The organism is Kitasatospora sp. NPDC004614 (assembly GCF_042873675.1).
In the GTDB taxonomy this organism is placed as follows: Bacteria; Actinomycetota; Actinomycetes; order Streptomycetales; family Streptomycetaceae; genus Kitasatospora.
Window position 1 is genome coordinate 105,840 of record NZ_JBIALR010000009.1, and the last position, 24,154, is coordinate 129,993.

Sequence of the window (24,154 nt, forward strand, 5' to 3'; positions counted from 1 at the left end):
GGAAACGACATCAGGCCCCGATCTCCCGCCGCACTCGGGGAAGTCGGGGCCTGCCTGGTGTCGACGCGTCAGCGGGCGGCGATCACGGGACGCACGTAGGTGCCGGGGTGGGTGGCGCCGCTCTGGTCCTGCGGGCTGGCGCCGCTCCACTCGACGGTCAGCTGGTGGGTGTCGTCCGGCGGCGTCAGGACGATCTTCTGCACCTTGAACTCGGCCCCGCCGTCGCCCGCGAACGGCAGGTAGTTGATGGTGACGTACGCCTTGCCGCCGGGCTGCAGGGTGACCTGCTCGGGCTGGACGCCCTGGAAGCGCGTCAGGTTCCAGGTGCCCTTGCTGCCGACCAGGTCCACCCCCGGGTAACCCTTCATCGTGCAGACCGACTTCGACTGGTTGGTCAGCTCGATCTCCTCCGCACCCGGCCCGTCCGGCGTCTGCGCACCGGTCCCGAACGCGATCGCGGCCTTCAGGTCCGCCGCCGTGCACTTGCGGCCGCCCGCGCCACCGCCGCCCTCGGGGCTTGCCTTGGCACTCGCCGGGGAGCTCTCCGGCGCGCCCGCCGGGGCACTCGCCGGGGCGGACGCCTGACCGCTCGGCACGGTGCTGGCCGGAGCGGAGGGCTTGGCCGCGGCAGTGCTGGCGGCGTCGGAGCCGCACGCGGTCAGGGTGAGCCCCAGCGCGGCCACCAGGCCGACGGCAGCAGACAGTTGACGGGTACGCATGTTGGTTCTCGCTCGTGTTTCTGCGGCCCCGCGAACGGGACCGGTGCGGTTCTTGCGACCGAGTGCGCTCGGCCTGCGGCATGATCACCGACACCGATAAACATTCGATGTACAAGCCCCGCCATCCGGCGACGGGCCCTGCCGCGAGCACCTGCGGAGGCGCCGCAGCGGCATCCGACACACGATCCCGGAGAAGACCGGCAGCCAGGCCGCCCACCTGCGCAAAGGATCACGAGGCGGACGGCCACCGGGCTTCGATCGGGAGCGACACAGAAGCGCACCAGCAAACAGGCTGAACACCTCTCGCGCCGTCGCGACCCACTACAACAAGCACGGTTACGCCTTCCTCGGCGCCGTCACCGCGGCTGCCCCAGCCATCCGGCTCCGCACCTGACCACGTGCCACAACCTCAGCACACCAAGGCACCTGGGGCCAGCACCAAGCCCGCTACCGAGAGGAAGTCCTCAAGGTTGATGTCACCGCTGTCGCTGCCGTCGTCCCATTCGACGAGAAGCCCCGAGCGGCCGTCGTTCCAAGACTCCGGACCGTCATCGAAGTCAGGGCCGGGGTGCCACTCGACGCTGCCCTCACCATGCCGGTATCGGAAATACAGGTACTGGCCGTCCGCCGTCCAGGCATCCCACTGCGACGGGCAGGCCAGACACGTCCGCACGACCCGAATCAGCTTTCGGCCCTCATCCGTTTCCATCCAGCGATGGTCACGCAAGGGCAGACCTCTGGCAATCGGCTTCTGGCGACGGCCCCAGCCGACGGAAGCAGCCGGAGCACGCCATCAATGATCGACCGGACAGCTCCCAGCCGGGTCTGCGGGGCCGGACGTCGATCGACCGGGCGCCCTGCCTGCCCCGAACGCGGATTACGGCTGCAGCGCGGCCCGGCGAAGCGAGTTGGAGCAGGCTGATGACTTCCACGTCGCAGCCACCACCCGCCACGACACCGCCGTCATCTGCCCGCTGCACGACCTGGTTACCGGTGGTCCGCCCCCGCAGAAATGGAAGCGCGGCCCCTGCGGTGAGGGCGCCCACGGCCCGCGCGTCGACGACCGGGCGCGACCGGCGCGCGGAGCGTACAGGCGAGGAGTGAAGCCGGGCCCACCTTGCCGGCCCGCTTCGTAGCTACCCCTTGCACGCCGCATTCCGCCCTGCTGCGGCGGCCGGTCCGACGATATGTTCGTGTCCGGCCAACCTTTGCTGGCAGCAGAGCCGATCGCGGCAATCACATTGCCTCTCGATCGAGCCGGCACCTGCAACGACCTAGCTCGTTCTTGCCGCCGCACCCGTCCTCCTGCCACGCCGCCACCTGGGCACGACCTCTTTCCGGACGATCACCAAGACGCGAACGAACAAAGGAGATTCCCGTGTTCAACCACCTCAAGAAGGCCGCCGTCCTGGCCGGCGCTGTCGCCGCCTTCACGTTCCCGACCGGCCTGACCCCCGCCATGGCCGCGGGCTCCCCCACCATGACGGCCTGCGAGAAGAACTGGTACGTCAACGGCAGCGAGGGGTACGCCAACGGCTGCTTCCAGAACAACTACACGTACGTTTCCGGCACGGTGTACGACACGGCGGCGGACGGCCGTTGCCCCTTCGTGCGGGCCGTTTTCTGGGACGGAAATGTCCGGGACAGCAGGTGGGCGACCGGCAAGGGAACACACGCCACCGTCTCCATCTCCTCGCCCACCGGCTCTCACGTTCGCCGCGTGGAGTGGCACTACATCAAGTGCTGATCCCGGCAAGCCCGGCCCCGGGCCCGGCAGCAACACGCCGGCCCGGGGCCGCGCACCAGGACGAACGTTGCCGTCGCGCTGCCTCTCCCTTCCCCGCGACTCGTCAGATCGGCTGCCAGGAAGTCAGCGCAGCTGTCATGCGTGGAGAACCCGCCGCGCCATGTCCCGGATGGTGTCGGCCAAGGCGTCAGGGGCCGTCAGGTGGGCGATGTGTCCGTGGCCGGTGAGCGTCGTGATCCGCGCGTTCGGCAGGACTGCCGCCAGGTCGGCCAGGCGTTCGCGCAGGTGGGATGGGCTGAGGTCGCCTTCGATCAAGGTCGTCGGGGTTTCGAGCGTCGCGAAGCGATCGATACCGACACCAAGCGCGTCGATCGCCTCGCTGTCGGCGATCTGTGCCGTCGCGTATGCGGTGCACGCCGCTCGCACATGTGGGTCGGCGAACATGGCGTCCACCACGTTCGCGGGCATGCGAACGATGTCCCGCAGGTGGATCCGCATCGCCTCGGCCGGATCGCCGCTGTCGAGCGCGGCACGGGCCCGTGCTCCGGCCGGACCGGCGATCAACTCCTTGGTGGGCAGGGGTGGTTCGTAGAGCCACAGTCCGGCGAACGCCGACGGGTCCAGCAGTGCGGCTTCCAGCGCGGCGACGGCGCCCGAGGAGTGTCCGACGAGGAGCACCGGGGACTCCAGGAGCTTCGCGACAGCGACAATGTCGGCTGCCTCGACGGTCGTCGAGTGAGGTAGCGCAATATCTGCTTCGGGTACGTAGATCCGTCGGCGGATCCTGACGACGCGGAAGTCGTCGGTGAGGTGGCGGGTGACGCCGTCCCAGGACGTCGCATCTGCGCCGCCGGGGTGGACCACCAGCAGGTTCGGCCCGGATCCGGTGTCGAGAGCGGTGATGGGGTGGCCGTCGTCGGACGATGCGAGAAGCTCGGTCATGTGCACAAGCCTGTACCTGTGCACCGGCGTCCCGCCGACAAATGCCGACATCACGCCGACCGGCTGCCGACAGTCCTCAGCAGCCCCTCCCCGAAGCGCTGCGCTTCAGCATCCTCCCCCAGCCGAAGCGCAGCGCTTGAACTTCAACGCTGCCCGACCAGCCCCGCCTCATACGCCGTGATCACCAGCTGAACCCGGTCCCGCGCGTCGAGCTTCGTCAGCAGCCGCGAGATGTACGTCTTCGCGGTCGCCGCAGTGAGGTGCAGCTCCGCGGCGATCTCCGCGTTGGAGCGCCCGAGCCCGACCAGCGTGAGGATCTCGCGTTCCCGGGTGGTCAGGGCCTCGAAGGTGACCGGAACTGCCGGGGCCACCGGAGCCGTCTGCCGGGCGAAGTGGGCGATCAGCCGGCGGGTGACGGTCGGGGCGATCAGCGCGTTCCCGGCGGCGACCACCCGTATCGCGGCCAGAATGTCGTCCAACTCCATGTCCTTGACGAGGAATCCGGACGCCCCGGCCTGCAGCGCGCCGTAGACGTGCTCGTCCTGGTCGAAGGTGGTCAGCACGAGCACCTGGGGGGCGTCCGCGCCGGCGCCGGTGATGATCCGGGTGGCTTCGATGCCGTCCATGCCGGGCATGCGGATGTCCATCACCACGATGTCGGGCCGCAGTTCGGCGGCGAGCCGAACCGCGTCGGCGCCGTTTCCGGCCTCGCCGACGACCGCAAGGTCGGGCGCATCCGTAATGATCATGTCGAGGGAGGCGCGGACCAGCGGCTGGTCGTCGACGAGCAGGACGCGGATCATCGGGCGGGCTCCAAGGAAACGAGAAGGTCACTGGGTACGGGGACCGGCAGCCTCGCGACCACCCGGAAGCCGCCGTCGGGTTGCGGACCAGCACTGAACTCGCCGTGCAGCAGGGTGGCCCGCTCCATCATGCCGACCAGTCCGTACCCGCGGCGTCCGCTGCCGGACGTCCGAGCAGGGCCGGGCCCGGGGTTGATCACGCTGACGGCCACCTCGGCCGCGCGGAACTCGATGGAGACCGAACAGGCCCGCGCCTTCGCATGCCGCACCACGTTGGTGACGGCCTCCTGCACGATCCGGTACGCGGACAGTTCGATCTCGGGCGGCAGCGGGCGACGCGCGCCACTCCAGTGCAGGTCCACCCGGACGCCGGCCGCGGTGGTGGTCGCGGCCAGCCGCGCCAGATCGTCCAACACCGGTGCGGGGGCGGACAGTTCATCAGCGTCAGCAGGTTCCGCGTCGCGCAGCGCGCCGAGTAGGCGGCGCAGCCCGGCCAGCGTCTCGCGGCCGGCGGTCTCGACCTCGCCGAGTGCGGCGCGGGCCCGGGCGGGCTGGGTGTCGAAGACCCGGCGGGCGGCGCCGGCCTGCATGGCGACGATGCCGATGTTGTGCGCCACCATGTCGTGCAACTCGCGGGCGATGCGCAGCCGTTCGGAGGTGATGGCCTGTTCGGTGGCCTGTGCGCGCAGCGTCTCGGCGTGGGTGTGGCTCTGGTGGACGGCGTGTCCGATCAGCCAGGCGATCGCTGTGGCGAGCGCGCCGGTGAGCGTGGTGCTGCCGTAGTCGTCCATGCTGAACAGCGCGCGCAGGCCGGAGTAGCCGAGCAGGGTGCCGAGCGCGAGCGCCCCGGCGATGACGGAGGTGCGGGTGGGCTGGGTGGCCGCGAGGTAGCAGATGGCCACGTCCACGACGAGGTACTGGAGCAGCGGGATGTCGGCGACGGCCATCGCCATCACCGACGCGATGGTGCCGAACAGCAGCAGGCACAGCGCGGTCAGCGGTCGGAGTCGGCGGCGGCCCGCGGCGAGCACGGCCAGCGCGGCGACCGATTCGGTGCCGAGGTGCAGGTTGAGAGGGGAGAGGCCGTCGCGGGTGTGCATCTGCTCGAAGACGGTGTATGCGGTGACGGCGAACCAGAGCAGCACCATCCAAGTCCCGGGTGCCACGCGGGAGAGGAACTTCGTCGGCACCCGGGTGAGATTCATGCCCCGAGCGTAGCGATCATCGTTCGGGCGCCGCAGTCCCCCACGGATGACATCCCGAAGTTGATCGTCCGTCAGCGCGTTTGTCCCCCGTCGCCGAATGTGCGCGAACACCGCTGTCCGGCATCGTTGTCCCCGTGATCGAAGTTACCCGCCTCACCAAGCGCTACGGCCGTGTCACTGCCGTCAACGACCTTTCCTTCACGGTCCGTTCGGGCCACGTCACCGGGTTTCTGGGCCCGAACGGTGCGGGCAAGAGCACCACTCTGCGCATGATTCTCGGGCTGCACGCGCCGACCTCCGGTTCGGCGACCGTGGCCGGCCGCGACTGCCGCGGTCTGCGGCGGGCGTTGCGGCACGTGGGCGCGCTGCTCGACGCCGGGGACGTGCACGGCGGCCGAACTGCCCGCGACCAGCTGCGTTTTCTGGCCCGTAGCAACGCGATCCCGGCCGGCCGGGTGGACGAGGTGCTGCGCGAGGTCGGGCTGTCGGCGGCCGCGGACCGGCGGATCGGCGGCTTCTCGCTGGGCATGCGGCAGCGGCTGGGCATCGCGGGGGCGCTGCTGGGCGACCCGCCGGTGCTGATCTTCGACGAGCCGCTGAACGGGCTGGACCCGGAGGGCGTGCTGTTCGTCCGGAACCTGTTCCGGCGGCTGGCCGCCGAGGGCCGCACGGTGTTCGTCAGCAGCCACCTGATGACGGAGATGGAGCACACCGCGGACCGGCTGATCGTCGTCGGACGCGGCGAGTTGCTCGCGGACGAGACGGTGGCGGACTTCGCGGCCCGCGGTTCGCAGCGGACCGTGCAGGTCCGTACGACCGACCCCGCGGCGCTGGTGACGGCGCTGACCGCCGACGGCGCGCAGGTGTCGCAGGCACCGGACGGGCTACTGACGGTGACCGGCCCGGACGCGCTCTCGATCGCCCGGACCGCCCTCGACCACCGCCTGCTGATCCACGAACTGGTGCCCCGCACCGGCTCGTTGGAGCAGGCCTTCATGGAACTGACCGGCAGCAGCGTCGAGTACGCGGCAGGAGCACGAGCATGAGCACCTTTCACCCGACCATCGACCGGGCCGCACCGCCCGCCCGGTTCACCGACCTGCTGGCCGCCGAGTGGATCAAGCTGCGCTCGCTGCGGTCGATCCCCTGGTTCCTGCTGTTCGCCACGCTGACCATCGTCGCGATGAACGCCAACGGCGCACGCACCTCCCGCGCCGAGTTCGACTCCTGGCCGGCCCCGCAGCAGGCGTACTACGCCGAATTCGGCGCCCTGCACGACGCGTTCACCCGGCCGTGCGCGTCGCTGGTGCTGCTGATGATGGGTGCGCTGGGCGCGATCGCGATCCTCAGCGAGCAGACCACCGGCCTGCTGCGCACCACCTTCGCCGCCGTCCCCGCCCGCAGGGAGGTGCTGGCCGCCAAGCTGCTGGTGGTCGCCGCGACGGCCACCGGGTTCGGCCTGCTGGTGGCGTCCGTCTCGTTCTGGCTGGACGAGGCGATCCTGGCCGGCAAGTACGGCGGCGTGTCGATCGGCGACCCGGGCGCGCTGCGGCTGCTGCTCGCCTCCGCGCTGCTGGCGCCGGTGGGCGCGCTGGTCGGTCTGGCGCTGGGCGCGGTGATCCGGCACAGCGTCACGGCGATGGTCGCGCTGTTCGCGCTGCTGTTCATGGTCCCGATGTTCGTCCGCGACAACACCCACTTCGGCGCGGTGGTCGCACACATGCAGCCGTTCAACGCCTGGGACCGGCTGGGCCTGGTCGGGGAGATGACCGGCCAGCGCTACCCGTCCTCGATCGGCGGGGCGTGGGCGGTCTACCCGATCTGGGCGGCTCTCGCCGTCCTGCTCGCGCTGTTCACCGTCCCGCGCCGCGACCAGTGAACCTCCCCTCCTCTCCCTATGGAGCTGTCATGCCATTCCCCCGTACCGGCCTGACCCGCCGCCGCCTCCTGGGCACCGGCATGGGCCTGGGCACCGCCTTGGCCCTCGGCGCCGCCGCCCCGCTCGCCGCCGCTCGGCCCGCCCGCGCAGAGGGCGCCGTACCGCGGCTCACCCTGCCCGCCCCCTCCGGCCCGTTCCCGGTCGGCACGACGCCGCTGCACCTGGTCGACACCTCCCGCCCGAACCCGATGCCGGGCATGAACCCGCACCGCGAGCTGATGGCGAGCATCTGGTACCCGGCCCGCCCCACCGACGGCCTGCCGCTCGCCCCGTGGCTGCCCGACGCCACGATGCGGGCGTTCCTGGTAGGCGTCGGCTTCCCGCTCGACCCGGCGCTCGTCCCGCTCACCGCCGGGCGGGTCGGCGCTCCCGTGCACCGCACCGGCCACCGCCTGCCCGTCATCGTCTACTCGCACGGCGCGCGCAGCCACCGCGCCGACCACACCGTGATGGTGCAGGAGCTCGCCAGCCACGGCTATGTGGTGGTGGCGGTCGACCATCTCGGTGACTGCTTCAGCGAGCTGCCCGACGGGCGGGTGCTCACCCCCGGGGACCTCCCGGGCGGGCTGTACGCACTGGACTACGCCGCGGACGCGCGTTTCGTCCTGGACTGCGTCGAGCAGCTCGCCGCCGGCCGCAACCCGGACGCCGAGCGCCGCCCGCTCCCGGACGGGCTGGGCGCGGCCCTCGACACCTCGCGGATCGGCATGTTCGGCTGGTCGAAGGGCGCCACGGCCACCGCCTGCACCATGCTGGCCGACGGCCGGGTGCGGGCCGGCCTGGGCCTGGACGGGCCGATGCAGCCCGGCCTCGGGCACCCCAGCATCACCGCCGACCTGGACCGCCCGTTCCTCCTGATGACCGCCGACTTCCCGCGCGCGACAAACCAGTACGTCGCCGAGTTCTGGTCCCACCTGCGCGGCTGGCGCCTGGAAGTCCGCGCGGCAGGCGCCATCCACCTGTCGTACGGCGACAACATCACGCTGATCCCGCAGGCCGGCCGCCTGCTCGGCCTGCCCGACGACCAGATCCAGCGCATGGTCGGCACCATCGACCCGGCCCGCGCCCTGCTGATCCAGCAGGCCTACCCGCTCGCCTTCTTCGACCTCCACCTGCGCCACCACGCCGCCCCACTGCTCGACCGCCCCTCGCCCCGCTTCCCCGAGGTGGCGTACCTGCCCTGACCCCCCAGGATGAGCCGGCCCGTCCGGCACTACTGCGGACGCAGTACGCAACTGCCTGCACCGGGACGACGACGCAGGTGGGGGCGGTGACGAAGGATGGAACACGCTGCGGGCGGACCGCGCCGGAACCGGTGCGCGGGGCCGCCTGCGGCATGTTCCGCAACCGTGCACCGAACCCGAAGGAGGCCGCTCCCCCGTGGCCACGTTCCTGTACCGCCTGGGCCGATGGGCCTTCGACCGGCGCAAGCTGGTGACCCTGCTCTGGGTCGCCGTGCTGGCCGTCGGCGGAGTGCTCGCGGCCAAGGCGCCCGCCGCGCCCGCCGACGCCTTCTCGATACCCGGCACGGAGGCGCAGAAGGCCTTCGACCTGATGAACCAGCGCTTCCCCGGCGGCCACGCGGACGGCGCCCAGGCCCGGATCGTGTTCGTCGCCCCGGACGGTCAGAAGATCACCGCGGAGCCGAACCAGCAGGCCGTGCAGAAGACGGTCGGCGAGCTGGCGCACGCCCCCGAGGTCACCGGCGCGGTCGACCCGTTCCAGGCGCACACCGTCTCCCAGAACGGCACCACCGCGTACGCCACCGTCACCTACTCGGCCAAGGCCGGCGAGCTGTCCAAGGAGGCCACCGCCGCCCTGGAGCAGGCCGCGCAGCACGGCCGGGACGCGGGGCTGAAGGTCGAGATGGGCGGCACCGCGCTGGCCAGCCATGGCGAGGCGGGCGGCAGCAGCGAGGCGATCGGCATGGCGCTGTCCGCCGTCGTGCTGGTGATCACCTTCGGTTCACTGGTCGCGGCGGGGCTGCCGCTGCTGACGGCCGTGGTCGGCGTCGGCCTCGGCATGGCGCTGATCACCGCGCTGGGCAGCGCCCTGGGCCTGTCCGCCACCACCGGCACGCTGGCGATGATGCTGGGCCTGGCGGTCGGCATCGACTACGCACTGTTCATCATCTCCCGCTACCGCGCGGAGCTCGCCCAGGGCCGCGCCCCGCGCGAGGCGGCCGGGCGGGCCGTGGGTACGGCGGGTTCGGCCGTGGTGTTCGCCGGTCTGACCGTGGTGATCGCGCTGGCCGGCCTGTCCGTGGTCGGCATCCCGTTCCTGTCCAAGATGGGCGTGGCCGCCGCCGGAACGGTCGTCATCGCCGTGCTGGTGGCGCTGACCCTGGTGCCCGCGCTGCTCGGCTTCGTCGGCCGCAAGGTGCTGCCACGCAAGGAGCGCAAGGCCGCCGGGGACACCACCCGCCGGGCGACCGGTGACAACGGCGGCGCCCGCTGGGCCCGGTTCGTGCTGCGCCGTCCGCTGCTGGTGCTGATCGGCGGCGTGATCGGCCTCGGCGTGATCGCCGCCCCGGCGCTGGACCTGCGTCTGGGCCTGCCCGGCGACGAGGCGAAGTCGACCTCGACCACCGAGCGCCGCGCCTACGACCTGCTGTCCCAGGGCTTCGGCCCCGGCTTCAACGGCCCGCTGACCGTCGTGGTGGACGCCAAGGGCGCACCCGACCCGAAGGCCGCTGCCGAGCAGGTCTCCAAGATGGTCTCCGGCCTGCCCGGCGTGGTCGCGGTCACCCCGCCGATCTTCAACCCGGCCGGTGACACCGCCCTGGTCAACGCGATCCCGGCGACCGGTCCGGCCGACGCGAAGACCAAGGATCTGGTGCAGGCGATCCGCGACGACGCGGCCGGCCTCAAGTCCGCCACCGGCGCGACCGCGCTGGTCACCGGCTCCACGGCGATGAACATCGACGTGTCGCAGAAGCTCTCCGACGCGCTGGTGCCGTACCTCGCCGTGGTGGTCGGCCTCGCGATCGTCCTGCTGCTGCTGGTGTTCCGCTCGGTGCTGGTCCCGCTGAAGGCCGCGCTCGGCTTCCTGCTCTCGGTGGCCGCCGCGCTCGGCGCCGTGGTCGCGATCTTCCAGTGGGGCTGGCTGGCCGATCTGATCGGCGTGGACCAGACCGGTCCGGTGATGAGCATGATGCCGATCTTCATGGTCGGCGTGGTGTTCGGCCTGGCCATGGACTACGAGGTGTTCCTGGTCACCCGGATCCGCGAGGCGTACGTGCACGGCGAGACCCCGTCCGAGGCGATCGTCACCGGTTTCCGGCACAACGCCCGGGTGGTCACCGCCGCCGCGCTGATCATGATCGCGGTGTTCTCCGGCTTCATCGGCATGAACGAACCGATGATCAAGATGATGGGCCTGGGTCTGGCCGCGGCCGTCGCCTTCGACGCCTTCGTGGTCCGGATGGCACTCGTCCCGGCTGTCCTGGCGCTGCTCGGCCGCCGCGCCTGGTGGCTGCCGAAGAAGCTCGACAAGGCGCTGCCGGACGTCGACGTCGAGGGCGCCAAGCTCCAGGCCGCCGACGCCGAGCCGGCCGCGGACCACACGCCCGCGACCGTCTGACCTGCGTCACCGCGCTCCGGGCCCGGACGGTTGTTCGGGCCCGGAACGTTACCGTTGACGTGCGGGGCCGCCCCCCGCCGGGCGGCCCCGCCACCGCACACCCACCGCTTCGAGAACCAGGGCCCCGTGATGACCGACCTGTGGCAGCGCCTGCGCCGCGACCACCCCCGCCTGCTGGACGCGGCGGGCGGCGTCGCCCTGGTGGCGATCGTGACCCAGGGCGTCAGTGCGGACCAGAGCGGCGGGCACTACACGATGCCTGGCCTGCTCACCCTGGTGCTCGCCGCGGTCTCCACCGTCGCCGTCTTCTTCCACCGCCGCTACCCGCGGGCGGTGGTCGCCGTCACCCTGGTGTGCACGGTGACGCTCGCCGCGACGGGCATGCGGCTCACCGTCGCGCTGGGCTGGCCGCTGCTGGCGGCGCTCTACTTCCTGGCCGTCCGCACTGACCGCACCACCGCGTTCCGCGCCTCGGTCCTCTCGGCCGTGCTGCTCACCGCGACGGCACTGGCCTTCGGCCCGCACGGCCCGATCGGCGAACGGCTGGGCGTCCTCGCCTGGGCGCTGCTGCCGGGCGCGCTCGGCGACTCGGTCCGCAACCGCCGCGCCCACCTCGCCGCGATCGAGCGCCGCGCCGAACGCGCCGAGCGCACCCGCGAGGAGGAGGCCCGCCGCCGGGTCGCCGACGAGCGGATCCGGATCGCCCGCGACCTGCACGACGTCGTCGCCCACCACATCGCACTCGCCAACGCCCAGGCCGGCATCGCCGTCCACCTGATGGACCGGCACCCCGACCGGGCCCGCGAGGTGCTCAGCCACCTCACCGACGCCACCGGCGCGGCCCTCCAGGAACTGCGCGCCACCGTCGGCCTGCTGCGCCGCGCCGAGGAGCCCGCCCCGCTCGAACCCACCCCCGGCCTCGACCGCCTGCCGGACCTGATCAACGCCTTCGAACAGGCCGGGCTGCCGGTCCGGCTCACCGTCACCGGCGAGCTGCGCCCGCTCTCCCCCGGCGTCGACCTGACGGCCTTCCGGATCGTCCAGGAGTCGCTGACCAACGTCGCCAAGCACGCCCGCGGCGCCGACGCCGAAGTCACCCTCGCTTACAGCGGCAGCCGGCTCGCGCTGTCCGTCGCCAACGGCCGGGCCATCGGACGGCCGGCGCTTCGCCAGGACGGCCCCGGTGGCTTCGGCCTGATCGGCATGCGCGAGCGGGCCGTCGCCGTGGGCGGCCGGCTCAGCGCGGACCACCGGCCCGACGGCGGCTTCCTGGTCACCGCCGAACTCCCGCTGCGCACCGGCAGCCGGGACACGCCTGCTTTCACCGACCCCGCCTCCGCCGAGCCCGACGACAAGGACTCCCTCCGATGACCATCCGTGTCCTGCTCGCCGACGACCAGGCCCTGCTGCGCGGCGCCTTCCGGATGCTGATCGACGCCGAGGACGACATGGAGGTGGTCGGCGAGGCCTCCAACGGCCGCGAGGCGGTCGAGATCACCCGCGCCACCCGGCCCGACCTGGTCCTGATGGACATCCGGATGCCCGGCGGCGACGGCCTCGCCGCGACCGCCGAGATCTGCGGCAGCGAGGAGCTGTCCGGCACCCGGGTGCTGATCCTGACCACCTTCGAGATCGACGAGTACATCGCCCAGGCCTTGCGCGCGGGCGCCGACGGCTTCCTCGGCAAGGGCGCGGCGCCCGCCGAACTCCTCGGCGCGATCCGCACGGTGGCGGCCGGCGACGCCCTGCTCTCGCCCGCCGCCACCCGCGCGATGATCGACCGCTTCCGCGCTCAGCCGGGCCCGGCCGCCGAGCCCGCGGCCGACCGGCTGGCCGTGCTCACCGCCCGCGAGCGCGAGGTGATGGCGCTGGCCGCGACCGGCCTGAGCAACGAGGAGATCGCCGAGCGGATCTTCGTCAGCCCGCTCACCGTCCGCACCCACGTGCACCGCGCGATGTCCAAGCTGGACGCCCGCGACCGCGCCCAGCTCGTCGCACTCGCCTACCAGTGCGGCCTGGTCCCGCCCGGCCGCCCGTCATAACCGGTGCTCAGTGGCCGCTGCTGGAGGTGAGGGCGTCCTGCCAGGCGGCCTTCGCGCCGGAGTCGCCGATCCGGTAGACGTCGACGACCGCGCCGACGGCCACCACGGCGCACAGCACGGTGGCGCCGATCCGCAGCGCGCCGGAGAAGCTGCGGGTGCTGGCCGCGCGGGTGAACCACCAGACCAGCACCGCCAGCAGGAACAGCCCGCCCACCCACGGCAGCATGCCGTCACCGAGCTCGGCGTGCTTGCGCACCAGGTCGTTGCGCTCGACGTTGTGCTCCAGCCACTCCCCCGCGTTGGTGGTCAGCGGAACGCTCGCCGCCGTGACGAACGCCAGCACCGGCAGCAGCAGACCGCACCGCCGCGCGACGGCCGGGCTGAGCGCGCACACGATTAGCGCGAGCGCCGTCAGCGGCACGAACACCACCACGATGTGAACCAGAAGTATGTGCACGGGCAGACCGTTGAGCGTGCTCACCGAGGAGACTCCTTCCGACCGGCAGGCCCGGCAGCCACCCGGCAGCGGGGGCCGCGGGGCGCGCACCATGGTGGCAGCCCAACTTCTCAGTTCCCCATGAACGGCGCCCCCGTTCAGACTGCGGGCGCCCGGTGGTCGAACGCGATCAGCGGATCCCCGGTCAGCGGATGCGCGGTGACGGCGGCGCGGACGCCGAACACCTCGCCGAGCAACTCCGGCGTCAGCACCTCCCGCGGCGGCCCCGAAGCCACCAGCGCGCCGCCGGCCAGCACATGCAGCCGGTCGCAGACGGACGCGGCGGCATTCAGGTCGTGCAGAGCGACCAGGGTGGTGGCGCGCTGAGCCCGCAACAGGGCGAGCAGGTCGACCTGGTGACGGATGTCGAGGTGGTTGGTGGGCTCGTCCAGCACCAGCACGTCGGGCTGCTGGGCCAACGCGCGGGCCAGCAGGACGCGTTGACGCTCACCGCCGGAGAGATCGGCGAAACGACGCTCGGCATGCGCGGCCATCCCGACCTGGTCGAGGGCTCGGGCGGTCTGCACCCGGTCCTCGGGACTGTCGGCGGCGAACGCCCGCTGATGCGGCAGCCGCCCCAGCGCCACCATCTGACGGACCGTCAACTCGAATGCCTCACCACGCTCCTGGGGCAGTGCGGCCAGATGACGGGCAGCCTCGGCGCGGGGCACCTTGGTGACATCCCGGCCGTCGAGCAGCACCCGCCCGGCCCGCGGCGCGAGATGACGGTAAACGGCCCGCAGCAGCGTCGACTTGCCGCTGCCGTTGGGCCCGATCAGCCCGGCGATCTCCCCGTCCTCGGCGACCAGGTGGACACCGGCCACCACGTCCCGTCCGGCCAGCGCGACATGCAGATCATCGAGGGCGAGTCTCACCGCTTGTCCCCCAGTCGCCGGTCGAGCAGGAACAGCAGAACGGGCGCGCCGAGCAGCGCGGTGACCACACCGATCGGCAACTCCTGGGCATCCAACGCGGTGCGGGCGACGGTGTCGACGGCGGTGAGCAGAACAGCGCCGGTGAGTGCGGACAGCGGCAGCAACCGCCGGTGGTCGCCGCCGACCAGCAGTCGGCACAGGTGCGGCACCAGCAGTCCGACGAAGCCGATGGCGCCGGAGACGGATACCAGCACACCGGTCAACAGGCTGGTGACCACGAAGAGTTCACGCCGCAACCGATCGGGATCGACGCCGAGCCCGGCGGCGGTCTCATCGCCCAGGACCAGAGCGTTCAGCGCCCGCGCGCGGGCCTGGAGAACGATCCCGCCGAGCAGCACCGCACCGGCGGGGAGGGCGAGTTGACCCCAAGTCGCGCCACCGAGGCTGCCCATCAGCCAGAACAGCACGCCACGCGTCTGCTGCTCGTCGCCCGCCCGCAGCACCAGGTAACTGCACAACCCACCGAGGAACTGACCAACCGCGACGCCGCACAGCACCAACCTCAGCGGCGAGAACCCACCCCCACGCCGCGCCACAATCCACACCAGCCCGAACGACCCGAGCGCCCCGGCGAACGCGGCGGCCGAGACCCCGAACACGCCCCCCACCCCGACCCCGAGCACAATCGCCCCGAGCGCCCCGAGCGAGGCACCGGACGAGACCCCGAGCAGATACGGATCGGCAAGCGGATTGCGCACCAGCGCCTGCACCGCCGTCCCGACCAGCCCGAGCCCGGCCCCGACCAGGGCGGCGAGCAGAGCGCGCGGGAGGCGCAACTCCCAGACGATCAAATCCCTTGTGCTGAACACCTCTTGACTCTCAGTCAAGTGGTGCCCCAATATCCCGTACACCTCCCGGAGCGGGACATCAACACTACCGAGACAGACCGCCCCGGCTAAGACAAGCAGCAACGCGATCAGCAATCCGGCCGCCACGACGCGAGGCGCACGACGGATCTCGGCAAGAGTGGCAGCCATCTACTCTCCGCCCTTCACCAGGTCGGGGTGAACAATGGCGGCGATCTGCCGAACGGTGTCGGCGTTGCGGACCCCGGCGGTGGTGGTGACCTCGGAGCCGATCCGCACGAAGTGGCCCTGCTGGACGGCGTTCAGGTTCCTGGTGGCGGGGTTGTCGCGCAGGAACCGCTCGGCCTCGTCGAAGGCCTTGCGGTCGGCGTCCGCGCTGCCCCGACTACGGACACCGAGCTGGATCCAGTCGGGGTTCTTGGCGATCACGTCCTCCCAGCCGACCGCCTTGAAGTCGGCGTCGCAGTCGGCGAAAACGTTGCGCGCCCCTGCCAGGGTGATGACCGCGTTCGCAATCTGCTTGCGGCACACGGCGGTTGGCTGCTTCGCCCCGGCGTCGTAATCAAAGAAAAAATAACTGGGCCGCCGCTCGTCCGGAAGCTGGTCGAGCCCGGCGGCGACCCTGGCGAGCGTGCCGTCCATGGCGGCGACCAGCTCGTTGGCCCTGGGGAGGGTGCCGGTGACGGCGCCGAGCCGCTTGATGTCCTGCTCGACCTCGGCAAGATCACTCTTTGCCGGACCACCCGCGCAGGCAGTGGACAGCAGGTACATGTGCTTGATCCCGGCAGCGGCGAACTCCCGATCACCCGGCGGCCCACCCACCCCGCCGCCACCCGCCCCACCCATCGCGGCAAAGCTGTCGATGTACAGATCGGCGCCCGACCCGAGCAGCTTCTCCTTGGCAATCACCGTCTCGCCCAACACGGGTATCCGCGCGGCACGTTCGGCGATCGCAGCAGGCAGTTGGCCGGTGCCGGGCGGGTAGCCGGTGCCTATGACCCGGTCGGCGGCGCCGAGTTGGAGCAGAATCTCCAGCGCGGCAGCATTACTGGTGACAATCCGGTCGGGCGCGGCCTCGAACGCGGTCGGCCGCCCCTGGCAGTCCAGCACCTTGACCGGGAATCCGACAGCCCGGGTGGCCGTGACGCCGGCACTCCCCGAATCGCCGGCACTGCTCGCGCAGCCCGAGACCAGCAGGGTCACTGCGGCGGCCAGGCCGCACAGAACGCGGGTTCGCATGGGGCACTCTCCTGAAACCGAGTACGGGTGGTGGGGCGTGGGGTTCACCTGACGTCACCCCGACCAGGCATGGGCCGGCAGGCACCCAGGTTGTCGGGCGGGCATCGGGTTGAGCGGGCGCGGGCGGCGAGACCACGCCGCGGCGCGGGTTGGCCACGGGATACGACGGGTCGGCCCGCCGGCGGCGCTCGGGCAGTCGCGTCGCGGACACCGCCGTCGACCACCGCCACCACCCGTCCCCGGCCCGGGAGTTCGGCGATCACAAGGCCCCACCCTCGACCAGGACGGCACGCAAGGCGGCGCTGCCCGGATCAGCGGCGACGAGCCCGTCCGCGCTGCGGCGTCCGTCGTCAACCACCGCCACCGCCCTTCCCCAGCAACGGAATTCGGCGACGACCGCGCGGACGGGGCCAGACCGGCGGCGAAGCCAGTGGCGGCGTCGGCGGCCCCGGGGCCGGTCGGGTTGGATTCACACCTCAGCTGTCGTGCCCGACCGGGCCCGGGTTCCCGCCGTTCTGCCGATGCCGGTCAGATCCGACCGGCGAAGGTGAATCCGGCCTGATCCACGGCCGCGCGGACCTCGCCCTCGTCGGCGTCGCCGCTGACGGTGACCCGGCCGGCCTTGGCGTCCGCGACGACGTCGGTGACGCCGGGCAGGGCGACGAGGCCTGCGGTGACGGTCCGTTCGCAGTGGCCGCAGCTCATTCCCTCGACGGCGAAGACGGTGGTGCCGGTGGTGCCGGTGGTGACGGACATGCGTACTCCCATGGACGTGATCGGTGAATGCGGATCCACGACAGCGCACTCCGCCCGCCGGTAGCACCGGGACACGCGGCCCGATGCCCCCATCGGGTGGACCCGGGAACCGTTCACACCCCGCCACCGACGCCGCTCGACGCACGGAGCTGCGCGGGACCGGCGACACCGTTCACACCCCCGCCGGGGGGACGCCGGAGCGCCCCCCGTTCGCGGGGAACCGTTCAGGCCGCGCAGCCGACCGCCAGGGAGTCGGCGTGTTCGGCGTCCGCAAGCTTGCGGATCAGCACCCCGCGGGCCCGATTGACCCGGGAGCGGACGGTGCCGATCGGGCAGCCGGTCAGTTCGGCGACCTCCTCGTAGGGCAGGCCGAGCAGCGCGGTGAGGACGAAGGCGTCGCGGCGTTCGGCGGGCAGCGCGTCGAGCAGTTCGCCGAGCGCGATGCCCTCGTCGAAGCCGGGCAGGTGGTGGGGCTGGACCTGTTCGGCGGCGCTCTGCCAGTCGTCGGTGTCGAGCAGTCGCGGCCGGCGGGCGGCGAACCGGAACCGGTCGACGACGGTGCGGCGGGCGATGGAGAGCAGCCAGGTCCGGGCCGAGGAGCGGCCCTCGAAGCTGGGCAGGCTGCGCAGCGCGCGCAGGTAGGTGTCCTGGGTGAGGTCGTCGGCGGCCTGGGGTTCGCCGCTGAGGTGGGTGACGAACCGCCGGACGTCGGGGCGGGTGGCGCGGACGAACCGTTCGACCGCGGCGGGGTCGCCGCTGCGGGCGGCCAGCGCCCAGGCGGTCACGGTCTGGTCGTCGGCACGCGTCCGGCCGGTGACGGAACGTGACGCGGGAAGAGCGGAAATCATCTCCGGGTGTCCTTGCTCGGGAGACGGGAGCGGCCGGATCGGGCCGCGAGGCCGGCCCGGGGCGCGCGCCGACGGCACCGGTGCCCGAGCAGGGGCGTGCGGTGGTGGGGCGGAGCGGCTCCGGGGTGTGACGTGGCCGTCAGGCGACGGCGGTCACCACCGGCGGTCCCCGCGTGGCAAGGGAGTGGACGAGCAGCCGCGACCGCGGCCGCCACCCCGAGGCCCTGGACCGGCGCGAGCGCAACGGCACCCAGGCGGGCCGAACGGCGCCGAGCAGCAGCAGGACGGGCGCGAACAGCCGGGCGGCAACCGTCCGGGCCAGCCCGTGCACGGCGCGCTCGCCGGCGGCCAGCCACAGACCGAGCAGCAGCGCGGCCAACAGGTGCGCGGCGAGCATGCCGCCACCCCCGCCACCGTGCGGCCCGGCCATCGCCATCGCGTGGTGCGCCATGCCGGGCATGTCCGGCATCCCGGGCACACCTGCCATCCCGGGTGGATCGGTGAGCGCCGCCACCGTCCCCGGGTCGAGACCGGCGGCCTCGATCAACCGGGCGGCCTGTTCGTCGGTCAGCGGCCCGGCGTTGCACAGCAGCAGGTGCGCCCAGCGCGCGGCGAGCCCGTCCGTCGCGGCAGGGGCGGCAGCCGGAGCCGCCGTTGCCTGCCCGAACGAGAACGCCGTGTGCAGCGCGGCCTGGACGCCGACGGTCAGCGCGGTGACCAGCAGCGGGCCGCGCTCCCTCCGGGCGGTCAACCAGCCCAGCCCAGCGACGCCGCCGAACGCGGCGGCCAGTACCCAGACGGCCACCGGCCGCCCGGACATCAGCACGTGCGCGACGGCAGCGAGCAGCACGCATCCGGCCGCGAACACCGCAGCCCGGCCTGCCCGTACCACTCGCCCAGCCTTCATGACGGGCTCATCATCACATCCTTCACACCTGCCGGACCCCGCCCTCCCCCACCTGTCGCCCACCCGCACGACTATGACGACCGTCACACCAACTCCCCGGGAACCAGGCCGCCTTCCCCGCCGACCACTGGTCTGCGACGGCCTTGCGCCACCCTCCGGACGGGAGACCCGCCACCCACCGGACGGGAGACCGGCGAGGTCTTCAGCTTCCCTTCAGCTTCGCCCGGCCATGCTGCTGACCGGCCCTGTTGCCGCACCGGTGCCGGCCCTGCCGCCCACCCTGTTGCCGCCCGGCCACCGCAACGACCCCGCGCGGCCGGGCCGCGCCACCGAGAGGAGTGCCGCCGCTGTGGGCGCCACGACGACGATGACCGGGACCGACCGGCTGAACGGGCAGCGCCCCGCTCCGCTGTGGAGCAAGGTGCCGCAGGTGACGGCCGGCTTCTGGGTGGTGAAGGTGCTCACCACGGGGATGGGCGAGACCACCTCCGACTACTTGGCGCGCACGCTCGGGCCGATTCCGGCGGTGGCGGGTGCCACGGTGCTGCTCGCGGCGGCGCTCTTCGCCCAGGCGCGGGCCGGCCGGTACCGGCCCGCGGTCTACTGGGCGGCCGTGGTGATGGTCAGCGTGTTCGGCACGATGGCCGCCGACGTGGCGCACGTGGCGCTGGGGGTGCCGTACGCGGTCTCGGCCGCCGCGTTCACGCTGGCGCTGGCCGCCGTGTTCTGGGTGTGGCGCCGCACGGAGGGGACGCTCGCGGTGGAGACGGTGCGCGGCGGCCGCCGGGAGGTCTTCTACTGGACGGCGGTGATGGCGACCTTCGCCCTGGGCACCGCCGTCGGCGACCTGACCGCCGCCACCCTCGGCTGGGGGTACCTCCCGTCCGGCCTGCTGTTCGCCGCCCTGATCGCGGTGCCCGCGCTGGGCCACCGACTGCTGCGGCTGCCGCCGGTCCTCGCGTTCTGGTGGGCGTACGTCCTCACCCGCCCGCTCGGCGCGTGCTTCGCCGACTGGGCCGGCGTCAGCCGGGAACGCGGCGGCCTCGACCTGGGCACCGGCCCGGTGAGCCTGGTGCTGGCCGTGGTGATCGTGGCGGCGGTCCTCGCCCTGGCGTCCGCCGACCGTCGGCGCCGCTGACGGTCGGCGGCGCTGACGGCCGGCGGCGCTGACGGACCGCCCCGGCCGGTGCCCGCACGCGAACGCGGACACCGGCCGAGCGGGGCCTAGAAGCCGGTGAGCGGAGCGGCCTGCGGCGCGGCCTGCCCGCCGACGGAACCGCTGATCGGGGCGCTCAGCGCGACGGTCTGCCCGGTGAGGGTGGTCTGCACGAACTGCCAGGTGATCCCGTTGATGACGCCCTGGTCGAGCGGGGCGAGCTGGGCGAACGCCGGCTTGCTCAGGTCCAGGTGGGTGGAGGCGCAGGACGGGCACTTGTCCTTGACCGGCAGGGTCAGCGTCTTGCCCTGGTACGTCACCTTCACCGAAATGCCCTTGCAGACCGGATCGTTGTTCGGGTTCGCGGTGGTCCACCAGCTGGCGGGGACGGCGACCAGCATCTGGGTGCCGGCGTTGATCTGGGTGCCGCAGGCGCCGTAGCCGGTGTCGGTGAAGTAGGTGGCCATGCCGGTCATCGGCTTGTTGATCGGTATCGCGGCGCCGGCGGGGCCGGCAGTCAGCGCGAGCAGGGCGGCTGCGGCGAGCGGGGCGCCCGCCAGCAGCCTGAGGTTCCTACGGGTGGCACGCATGCTTCCTCCGCATCGCAGCACTCGACGTGGCAGTGGCAACTCGCCGAACCCGAATGGGAGTTCGGCGATCGCACTGTCACCGGAAGGCACCGAACCTACGGAAGCTACCGTTCGTGGTCCACACTTTTGACATGTTGTCATGGCCACAACTCGGTAAACTTTGTCGCGCCACCCCAGGACGCATCACGTCAGGACGCGACCACGTCCAGGTGGTAGGTGGTGTCCACCTCGAAGTCCCCGGCCGTCCCGTTGATCGCCAGCACGTACTGCCCGGGCGTGAGCGGCTCCAGCGCACCCCACAGGCCCCACGCGACCTGCGGGAAAATACCCACCATGAACCGCCGGGAGGCGAACTCCCGCAGCGGCAGCGGGATTCCGTTCAGATCGGCCTCGGCCCGGGACACCTCCATCCGCCACGGACGCGCGGAGAAGCCGAACGCCGGACGGATGGTGTTCAGGACGGGGAAGAACAGCGGCTTCCCGGCGGGGATCTGGCACCGCCGGACCACCCGGCCGCCGTACGTCCCGGCCAGGAACCAGACGTCCGACGGCTGCTGCCAGCCGGCGAACTCGCCGGTCCGGTCCGCGACCGGCGAGCTCTCCTCCGGCGCCGACAGCGCCCACTTCCACCAGCGCGCCGCCAGCTTCCCGCCCCGGTCGGGATCCATCGCCCCGACACCGTTCTCCTGCAACACGCCCTCGCCAGGTCAAGTCCTCACCGACGCCCACACCGGGCGCCGATCCGGGCCAGACTCTATCCGCCGCCATCCGGTCACATTCGGTCAACCCCCAGGTCAGGAAGCATCCTCCTGACCCTCCCGACCCTCCGCACTCTCCAGGCCCTCCGCACCCTCCGCACCCTCCGCACCCTTGGCACCGTGCGCGAAGCGCTCCCGCGCGGTGGCGCCGCGGCACTCGATCGGCAGGGTGCCGGTGGCGGCGCCGAGGCCGTACGGCGGCATGTCGCCGTAGATCGACTCGTAGGAGCCGGGCGGGACGATGTACGTCTCGTGCCAAATCCCCACGTGCTGACGGGACTTGCGCTCGAAGCGGTTGATCATCGCCCAGGCCTTGCGGTGCAACTGCTGCGGCGCGGCGGCGTACTTGAGCAGTTTCTCCTCGGACTCCCAGTACTGGACCACGTAGTACGTGCGCGGCGAGCCGGTGAGCAGCTGGTAGCCGAGCAGTCCGCTCTGCGGGTCGCGGGAGAGTTCGCGCAGCATCCGCGGCATCGCGAGGAACACGGGCAGCCAGTGGTGCGGCGCCCAGAAGTGGTTGATCCGCATGCCGATCAGGAAGAGGACAACGTTCCCTTCGGCGGCGGCGGTGGTTCGGCCCGGTATCGGCTTGGCGAACATGACATCCCCCTGTCGTCGGACCGTCCGTGATTGGATAGCCCCACTCATCAATGCCTTGGATAGTGACACTCGCCGACGGAGGCCACAAGAGGATGCGCCTGGCAGATCTCAGCGAAAGCAGCGGTGTCTCCCTCGCCACCATCAAGTACTACCTGCGCGAGGGCCTGCTCCCGCCCGGCCGCCTGATCAACACCACCCAGGCCGAATACGACGAATCGCACCTGCGACGGCTCCGCCTGGTGCGGGCGATGATCCAGGTCGGCCGCATCCCGGTCGCCACCGTCCGGGAGGTGCTCGCGCACGTCGACGACGACTCCCTCGGCCTCACTCTCCGCCTCGGTGCAGCCCTGAGTACGCTGCCCCACCCCACCGAGCCGACCCTCGCGGCCGACGAGGACCAGCCAACTGCCGCCGCCCGCAAGCTCGCTGACGACCTGTTCACCCGCCTCGGCTGGTCCGCCCCCTGCGAGGTGGGAGACCTCTCCCCCGCCCACCGGGCCCTGGTCGCCGCCCTCGCCACCCTCGGCCGCCTCGGCTACCCCCTCAGCGCCGACGACCTGCTCCCGTACGCCCGCTACATGGAACAGGCCGCCATCTACGACCTCGACCGCATGGAGGTCCTCCCCACCCCCCAGGAGCAGGCCGAGTACGCGGTCGCCGCCGCCGTCCTGTTCGAACCCGTCCTCCTCAACCTCCGCCGCCTCGCCCAGGCCGAACAGTCCGGCCGCCGCTACGGCCTCTAGTGCTGTGACCGAGAAGGTTCACCGGGTGTGCCCGATGGCCGCGTTGCCGCGCTACGCTTCGCGGTCGTTGCGCTGGGGCGGGTAGACGTATGGAGTCGTCCGCCATCGTGGTGCTGAAGGCGGCCTTGGGGGTGGGCCGCCGCGCACCTGCTGCACCTGGGCATCGGCCTCGGCCTCGGCGGGATCGCCCTGCTGGCCGCCGTCACCGCCACCCTCTACGTCCGGGCCAACGCGCCCGGTTGGCTGCCCGCCGTCCCGAACCACCCGGCGGTGGCCGCGAGTTGGACGGCGGACTTCACCCTCGACGACTTCGCGAACTCCTCGCCGCGCGGCTTCGAGGAGATGTGCCGGGCGCTGCTCGACCGGGACGGCTTCTCCGGCGCGCTGCGGGTCGGCGGCGCCGGCGACCTCGGGGCCGACGTGATCGCGCACGACGAGGACGGCCGGAAGGTGGTCGTCCAGTGCAAGCGCTACCGCCGCCCCGTCGGCAGCCCCGAGCTCCAGACCTTCAACGGCACCGCCCGGCCCGTCCACCGGGCGAGGATCGCCATCGTGGTCGGCCTGTCCGGATTCACCGCCCCGGCCCGCAAGTTCGCCCACCAGCAGCGCATCCACCTGGTCGACCGGGCCGCGCTGGAGCGCTGGGGCGCCGGGGAACACCTCTACGACATCCTGGACATCGCCGCGTAACCGTCAGCCGAGACCGAGGCCGAGGCCGTCCAGGACGGTCCGCGCCCCGGCGGTGAACGCGGGGCCGGCGGGAGTGGTGTCGCGGGTGGCGAGGGCGGCGGCGAGCAGCGGAAAGGCGTCGGGGGTGGGGCCGGGGGCCGCGCCCTGGTGTTCGAGTTCGAGCGCGCCGATCGTGTAGGCGACCAGCGCGTGCAGGGCCGCCGCGCGGGCGGGGCCGTCCAGGCCGGCATCGGTGAGGGCCTCCAGCAGGCGTTCGCGCCAGCGCAGCGCGGGCCGGCAGGTGCGGTGATGGCGGATGGCCAGCGGCAGGACGCCCGGGTGGGCGCCGACCGCCTCGCGCATCAGCTCCAGCAGTGCGAGCACCCGCGCGCGCGGCGTCGGCTGCTCGGCGGCGGCGCGGTCGAGGACGGCACCGAGCGCCAGGTCGACCACCAGGCACTCCACTTCCTCGCGGTCCTCGACGTAGCGGTACAGCGCCATGGTGCGGCGGTCGAGTTCGGTGGCGACGGTGCGCATGGAGAGCGCGGGCAGGCCGTCGCGGTCGATCACGGCGAGCGCGGCGGCGGCGATCTGGTCGTTGGTGAGAGAGCGGGGACGGGGCACGGGTTGACAGCGTACGGCATACGCCTACAGTTTAGGCGTACGGTCTAC

Annotated in this window: 26 protein-coding genes and 1 pseudogene; 11 read left to right on the forward strand and 16 right to left on the reverse strand. The window is 72.2% G+C overall.

The window, feature by feature from the left end:
- Nucleotides 1–68: 68 nt before the first annotated feature.
- Both ACFYST_RS20245 and ACFYST_RS20250 read right to left on the reverse strand, forming a co-directional pair.
- Nucleotides 69–719, reverse strand: coding sequence for a DUF4232 domain-containing protein (locus ACFYST_RS20245; RefSeq protein WP_387864146.1), 651 nt, complete (start codon nt 717–719; stop codon nt 69–71).
- Between the two features lie 409 nt (nt 720–1,128).
- Nucleotides 1,129–1,428, reverse strand: a complete 300-nt coding sequence (locus ACFYST_RS20250; RefSeq protein ID WP_387646828.1) for a hypothetical protein — start codon at nt 1,426–1,428, stop codon at nt 1,129–1,131.
- A 160-nt stretch (nt 1,429–1,588) separates the two neighbouring features.
- Here ACFYST_RS20250 and ACFYST_RS20255 point away from each other — a divergent pair.
- Together ACFYST_RS20255 and ACFYST_RS20260 are read left to right on the forward strand one after the other, a co-directional pair.
- Nucleotides 1,589–1,792 (forward strand): annotated as a pseudogene (locus ACFYST_RS20255) (IS701 family transposase); the annotation flags it as partial.
- A gap of 305 nt (nt 1,793–2,097) precedes the next feature.
- Nucleotides 2,098–2,466, forward strand: a complete 369-nt coding sequence (locus tag ACFYST_RS20260; RefSeq protein ID WP_387646830.1) for a hypothetical protein — start codon at nt 2,098–2,100, stop codon at nt 2,464–2,466.
- 135 nt (nt 2,467–2,601) lie between these two features.
- Here ACFYST_RS20260 and ACFYST_RS20265 read toward each other — a convergent pair whose 3' ends face one another.
- From ACFYST_RS20265 to ACFYST_RS20275, 3 genes are all read right to left on the reverse strand, one after another.
- Nucleotides 2,602–3,408: an alpha/beta fold hydrolase gene (locus ACFYST_RS20265; RefSeq protein ID WP_387864148.1), complete on the reverse strand. Its 807-nt coding sequence runs from the start codon at nt 3,406–3,408 to the stop codon at nt 2,602–2,604.
- A gap of 143 nt (nt 3,409–3,551) precedes the next feature.
- Nucleotides 3,552–4,211, reverse strand: coding sequence for a response regulator (locus ACFYST_RS20270; RefSeq protein ID WP_387864150.1), 660 nt, complete (start codon nt 4,209–4,211; stop codon nt 3,552–3,554).
- The gene (locus ACFYST_RS20275) at nt 4,208–5,416 is read right to left on the reverse strand and encodes a sensor histidine kinase (RefSeq protein ID WP_387864153.1); all 1,209 of its coding nucleotides are present in this window, start codon (nt 5,414–5,416) and stop codon (nt 4,208–4,210) included. The genes ACFYST_RS20270 and ACFYST_RS20275 overlap by 4 nt, the downstream gene beginning before the upstream one ends.
- 134 nt (nt 5,417–5,550) lie before the next feature.
- Between ACFYST_RS20275 and ACFYST_RS20280 the strand changes: the two genes are divergently transcribed.
- The 6 genes from ACFYST_RS20280 to ACFYST_RS20305 all read left to right on the forward strand — a co-directional run bounded on the left by ACFYST_RS20280 (nt 5,551) and on the right by ACFYST_RS20305 (nt 12,979).
- Nucleotides 5,551–6,462, forward strand: coding sequence for an ABC transporter ATP-binding protein (locus ACFYST_RS20280; RefSeq protein ID WP_387646841.1), 912 nt, complete (start codon nt 5,551–5,553; stop codon nt 6,460–6,462).
- Nucleotides 6,459–7,295 (forward strand): ABC transporter permease, encoded by an 837-nt coding sequence (locus ACFYST_RS20285; RefSeq protein ID WP_387864155.1) that lies wholly within the window; start codon nt 6,459–6,461, stop codon nt 7,293–7,295. Before ACFYST_RS20280 ends, ACFYST_RS20285 begins: the two co-directional genes overlap by 4 nt.
- Nucleotides 7,296–7,324: 29 nt before the next feature.
- Nucleotides 7,325–8,539: an alpha/beta hydrolase family protein gene (locus tag ACFYST_RS20290; protein WP_387864157.1), complete on the forward strand. Its 1,215-nt coding sequence runs from the start codon at nt 7,325–7,327 to the stop codon at nt 8,537–8,539.
- 196 nt (nt 8,540–8,735) lie between these two features.
- Entirely contained in the window at nt 8,736–10,937 is a 2,202-nt protein-coding gene (locus ACFYST_RS20295; RefSeq protein WP_387646848.1) for an MMPL family transporter, read from the forward strand.
- A 129-nt stretch (nt 10,938–11,066) separates the two neighbouring features.
- Nucleotides 11,067–12,308 (forward strand): sensor histidine kinase, encoded by a 1,242-nt coding sequence (locus tag ACFYST_RS20300; protein WP_387864159.1) that lies wholly within the window; start codon nt 11,067–11,069, stop codon nt 12,306–12,308.
- The gene (locus ACFYST_RS20305) at nt 12,305–12,979 is read left to right on the forward strand and encodes a response regulator (protein WP_387646854.1); all 675 of its coding nucleotides are present in this window, start codon (nt 12,305–12,307) and stop codon (nt 12,977–12,979) included. The genes ACFYST_RS20300 and ACFYST_RS20305 overlap by 4 nt, the downstream gene beginning before the upstream one ends.
- Nucleotides 12,980–12,986: 7 nt before the next feature.
- Here the strand turns inward: ACFYST_RS20305 and ACFYST_RS20310 are convergent, their stop codons facing one another.
- The 7 genes from ACFYST_RS20310 to ACFYST_RS20340 all read right to left on the reverse strand — a co-directional run bounded on the left by ACFYST_RS20310 (nt 12,987) and on the right by ACFYST_RS20340 (nt 18,966).
- Nucleotides 12,987–13,460, reverse strand: coding sequence for a DUF2231 domain-containing protein (locus tag ACFYST_RS20310; protein WP_387864161.1), 474 nt, complete (start codon nt 13,458–13,460; stop codon nt 12,987–12,989).
- A 113-nt stretch (nt 13,461–13,573) separates the two neighbouring features.
- Nucleotides 13,574–14,350 (reverse strand): ABC transporter ATP-binding protein, encoded by a 777-nt coding sequence (locus ACFYST_RS20315; RefSeq protein ID WP_387864164.1) that lies wholly within the window; start codon nt 14,348–14,350, stop codon nt 13,574–13,576.
- On the reverse strand, nt 14,347–15,387 hold the full coding sequence (locus tag ACFYST_RS20320) for a FecCD family ABC transporter permease (protein ID WP_387646860.1): 1,041 nt from the start codon (nt 15,385–15,387) through the stop codon (nt 14,347–14,349). Before ACFYST_RS20320 ends, ACFYST_RS20315 begins: the two co-directional genes overlap by 4 nt.
- Nucleotides 15,388–16,455 carry an ABC transporter substrate-binding protein gene (locus tag ACFYST_RS20325; protein ID WP_387864166.1) on the reverse strand — a complete coding sequence of 356 codons (1,068 nt, stop codon included), beginning with the start codon at nt 16,453–16,455 and terminating at the stop codon, nt 15,388–15,390.
- A gap of 528 nt (nt 16,456–16,983) precedes the next feature.
- On the reverse strand, nt 16,984–17,211 hold the full coding sequence (locus ACFYST_RS20330; RefSeq protein WP_387864169.1) for a heavy-metal-associated domain-containing protein: 228 nt from the start codon (nt 17,209–17,211) through the stop codon (nt 16,984–16,986).
- 224 nt (nt 17,212–17,435) lie between these two features.
- A complete protein-coding gene (locus ACFYST_RS20335) occupies nt 17,436–18,059 on the reverse strand; it encodes a sigma-70 family RNA polymerase sigma factor (protein ID WP_387646868.1) in 624 nt (207 codons plus the stop codon).
- 139 nt (nt 18,060–18,198) lie between these two features.
- Complete coding sequence (locus ACFYST_RS20340) at nt 18,199–18,966, reverse strand: PE-PGRS family protein (RefSeq protein WP_387864171.1); 768 nt, start codon at nt 18,964–18,966, stop codon at nt 18,199–18,201.
- Nucleotides 18,967–19,333: 367 nt separating this feature from the next.
- Here ACFYST_RS20340 and ACFYST_RS20345 point away from each other — a divergent pair, with 367 nt between their 5' ends.
- Nucleotides 19,334–20,104, forward strand: coding sequence for a hypothetical protein (locus tag ACFYST_RS20345; protein WP_387864396.1), 771 nt, complete (start codon nt 19,334–19,336; stop codon nt 20,102–20,104).
- Nucleotides 20,105–20,190: 86 nt separating this feature from the next.
- On the opposite strand, the gene ACFYST_RS20350 is transcribed toward ACFYST_RS20345, so the two are convergent.
- From ACFYST_RS20350 to ACFYST_RS20360, 3 genes are all read right to left on the reverse strand, one after another.
- Complete coding sequence (locus ACFYST_RS20350) at nt 20,191–20,712, reverse strand: cysteine/serine endopeptidase inhibitor (protein WP_387646872.1); 522 nt, start codon at nt 20,710–20,712, stop codon at nt 20,191–20,193.
- A 188-nt stretch (nt 20,713–20,900) separates the two neighbouring features.
- Nucleotides 20,901–21,380 carry a hypothetical protein gene (locus ACFYST_RS20355; RefSeq protein ID WP_387864173.1) on the reverse strand — a complete coding sequence of 160 codons (480 nt, stop codon included), beginning with the start codon at nt 21,378–21,380 and terminating at the stop codon, nt 20,901–20,903.
- A gap of 126 nt (nt 21,381–21,506) precedes the next feature.
- Complete coding sequence (locus ACFYST_RS20360; RefSeq protein WP_387864176.1) at nt 21,507–22,070, reverse strand: DUF4188 domain-containing protein; 564 nt, start codon at nt 22,068–22,070, stop codon at nt 21,507–21,509.
- A 92-nt stretch (nt 22,071–22,162) separates the two neighbouring features.
- Between ACFYST_RS20360 and ACFYST_RS20365 the strand changes: the two genes are divergently transcribed.
- Nucleotides 22,163–22,813 carry a MerR family transcriptional regulator gene (locus tag ACFYST_RS20365; protein ID WP_387646880.1) on the forward strand — a complete coding sequence of 217 codons (651 nt, stop codon included), beginning with the start codon at nt 22,163–22,165 and terminating at the stop codon, nt 22,811–22,813.
- A gap of 270 nt (nt 22,814–23,083) precedes the next feature.
- Complete coding sequence (locus tag ACFYST_RS20370; protein ID WP_387864179.1) at nt 23,084–23,503, forward strand: restriction endonuclease; 420 nt, start codon at nt 23,084–23,086, stop codon at nt 23,501–23,503.
- A gap of 3 nt (nt 23,504–23,506) precedes the next feature.
- On the opposite strand, the gene ACFYST_RS20375 is transcribed toward ACFYST_RS20370, so the two are convergent.
- Complete coding sequence (locus ACFYST_RS20375; protein WP_387864181.1) at nt 23,507–24,106, reverse strand: TetR/AcrR family transcriptional regulator; 600 nt, start codon at nt 24,104–24,106, stop codon at nt 23,507–23,509.
- Between the last annotated feature and the right edge of the window lie 48 nt (nt 24,107–24,154).

Bases quoted from the DNA above. Each gene is read 5' to 3' on its own strand.
- ACFYST_RS20345 (WP_387864396.1), top strand. From the start codon at position 19,334: ATGACCGGGACCGACCGGCTGAACGGGCAGCGCCCCGCTCCGCTGTGG.
- ACFYST_RS20305 (WP_387646854.1), top strand. From the start codon at position 12,305: ATGACCATCCGTGTCCTGCTCGCCGACGACCAGGCCCTGCTGCGCGGC.
- ACFYST_RS20365 (WP_387646880.1), top strand. From the start codon at position 22,163: ATGCGCCTGGCAGATCTCAGCGAAAGCAGCGGTGTCTCCCTCGCCACC.
- ACFYST_RS20265 (WP_387864148.1), bottom strand. From the start codon at position 3,408: ATGACCGAGCTTCTCGCATCGTCCGACGACGGCCACCCCATCACCGCT.
- ACFYST_RS20290 (WP_387864157.1), top strand. From the start codon at position 7,325: ATGCCATTCCCCCGTACCGGCCTGACCCGCCGCCGCCTCCTGGGCACC.
- ACFYST_RS20355 (WP_387864173.1), bottom strand. From the start codon at position 21,380: ATGGATCCCGACCGGGGCGGGAAGCTGGCGGCGCGCTGGTGGAAGTGG.
- ACFYST_RS20350 (WP_387646872.1), bottom strand. From the start codon at position 20,712: ATGCGTGCCACCCGTAGGAACCTCAGGCTGCTGGCGGGCGCCCCGCTC.
- ACFYST_RS20325 (WP_387864166.1), bottom strand. From the start codon at position 16,455: ATGCGAACCCGCGTTCTGTGCGGCCTGGCCGCCGCAGTGACCCTGCTG.
- ACFYST_RS20275 (WP_387864153.1), bottom strand. From the start codon at position 5,416: ATGAATCTCACCCGGGTGCCGACGAAGTTCCTCTCCCGCGTGGCACCC.
- ACFYST_RS20270 (WP_387864150.1), bottom strand. From the start codon at position 4,211: ATGATCCGCGTCCTGCTCGTCGACGACCAGCCGCTGGTCCGCGCCTCC.
- ACFYST_RS20360 (WP_387864176.1), bottom strand. From the start codon at position 22,070: ATGTTCGCCAAGCCGATACCGGGCCGAACCACCGCCGCCGCCGAAGGG.
- ACFYST_RS20335 (WP_387646868.1), bottom strand. From the start codon at position 18,059: ATGATTTCCGCTCTTCCCGCGTCACGTTCCGTCACCGGCCGGACGCGT.
- ACFYST_RS20245 (WP_387864146.1), bottom strand. From the start codon at position 719: ATGCGTACCCGTCAACTGTCTGCTGCCGTCGGCCTGGTGGCCGCGCTG.
- ACFYST_RS20320 (WP_387646860.1), bottom strand. From the start codon at position 15,387: ATGGCTGCCACTCTTGCCGAGATCCGTCGTGCGCCTCGCGTCGTGGCG.
- ACFYST_RS20330 (WP_387864169.1), bottom strand. From the start codon at position 17,211: ATGTCCGTCACCACCGGCACCACCGGCACCACCGTCTTCGCCGTCGAG.
- ACFYST_RS20300 (WP_387864159.1), top strand. From the start codon at position 11,067: ATGACCGACCTGTGGCAGCGCCTGCGCCGCGACCACCCCCGCCTGCTG.
- ACFYST_RS20340 (WP_387864171.1), bottom strand. From the start codon at position 18,966: ATGAAGGCTGGGCGAGTGGTACGGGCAGGCCGGGCTGCGGTGTTCGCG.
- ACFYST_RS20285 (WP_387864155.1), top strand. From the start codon at position 6,459: ATGAGCACCTTTCACCCGACCATCGACCGGGCCGCACCGCCCGCCCGG.
- ACFYST_RS20250 (WP_387646828.1), bottom strand. From the start codon at position 1,428: ATGGAAACGGATGAGGGCCGAAAGCTGATTCGGGTCGTGCGGACGTGT.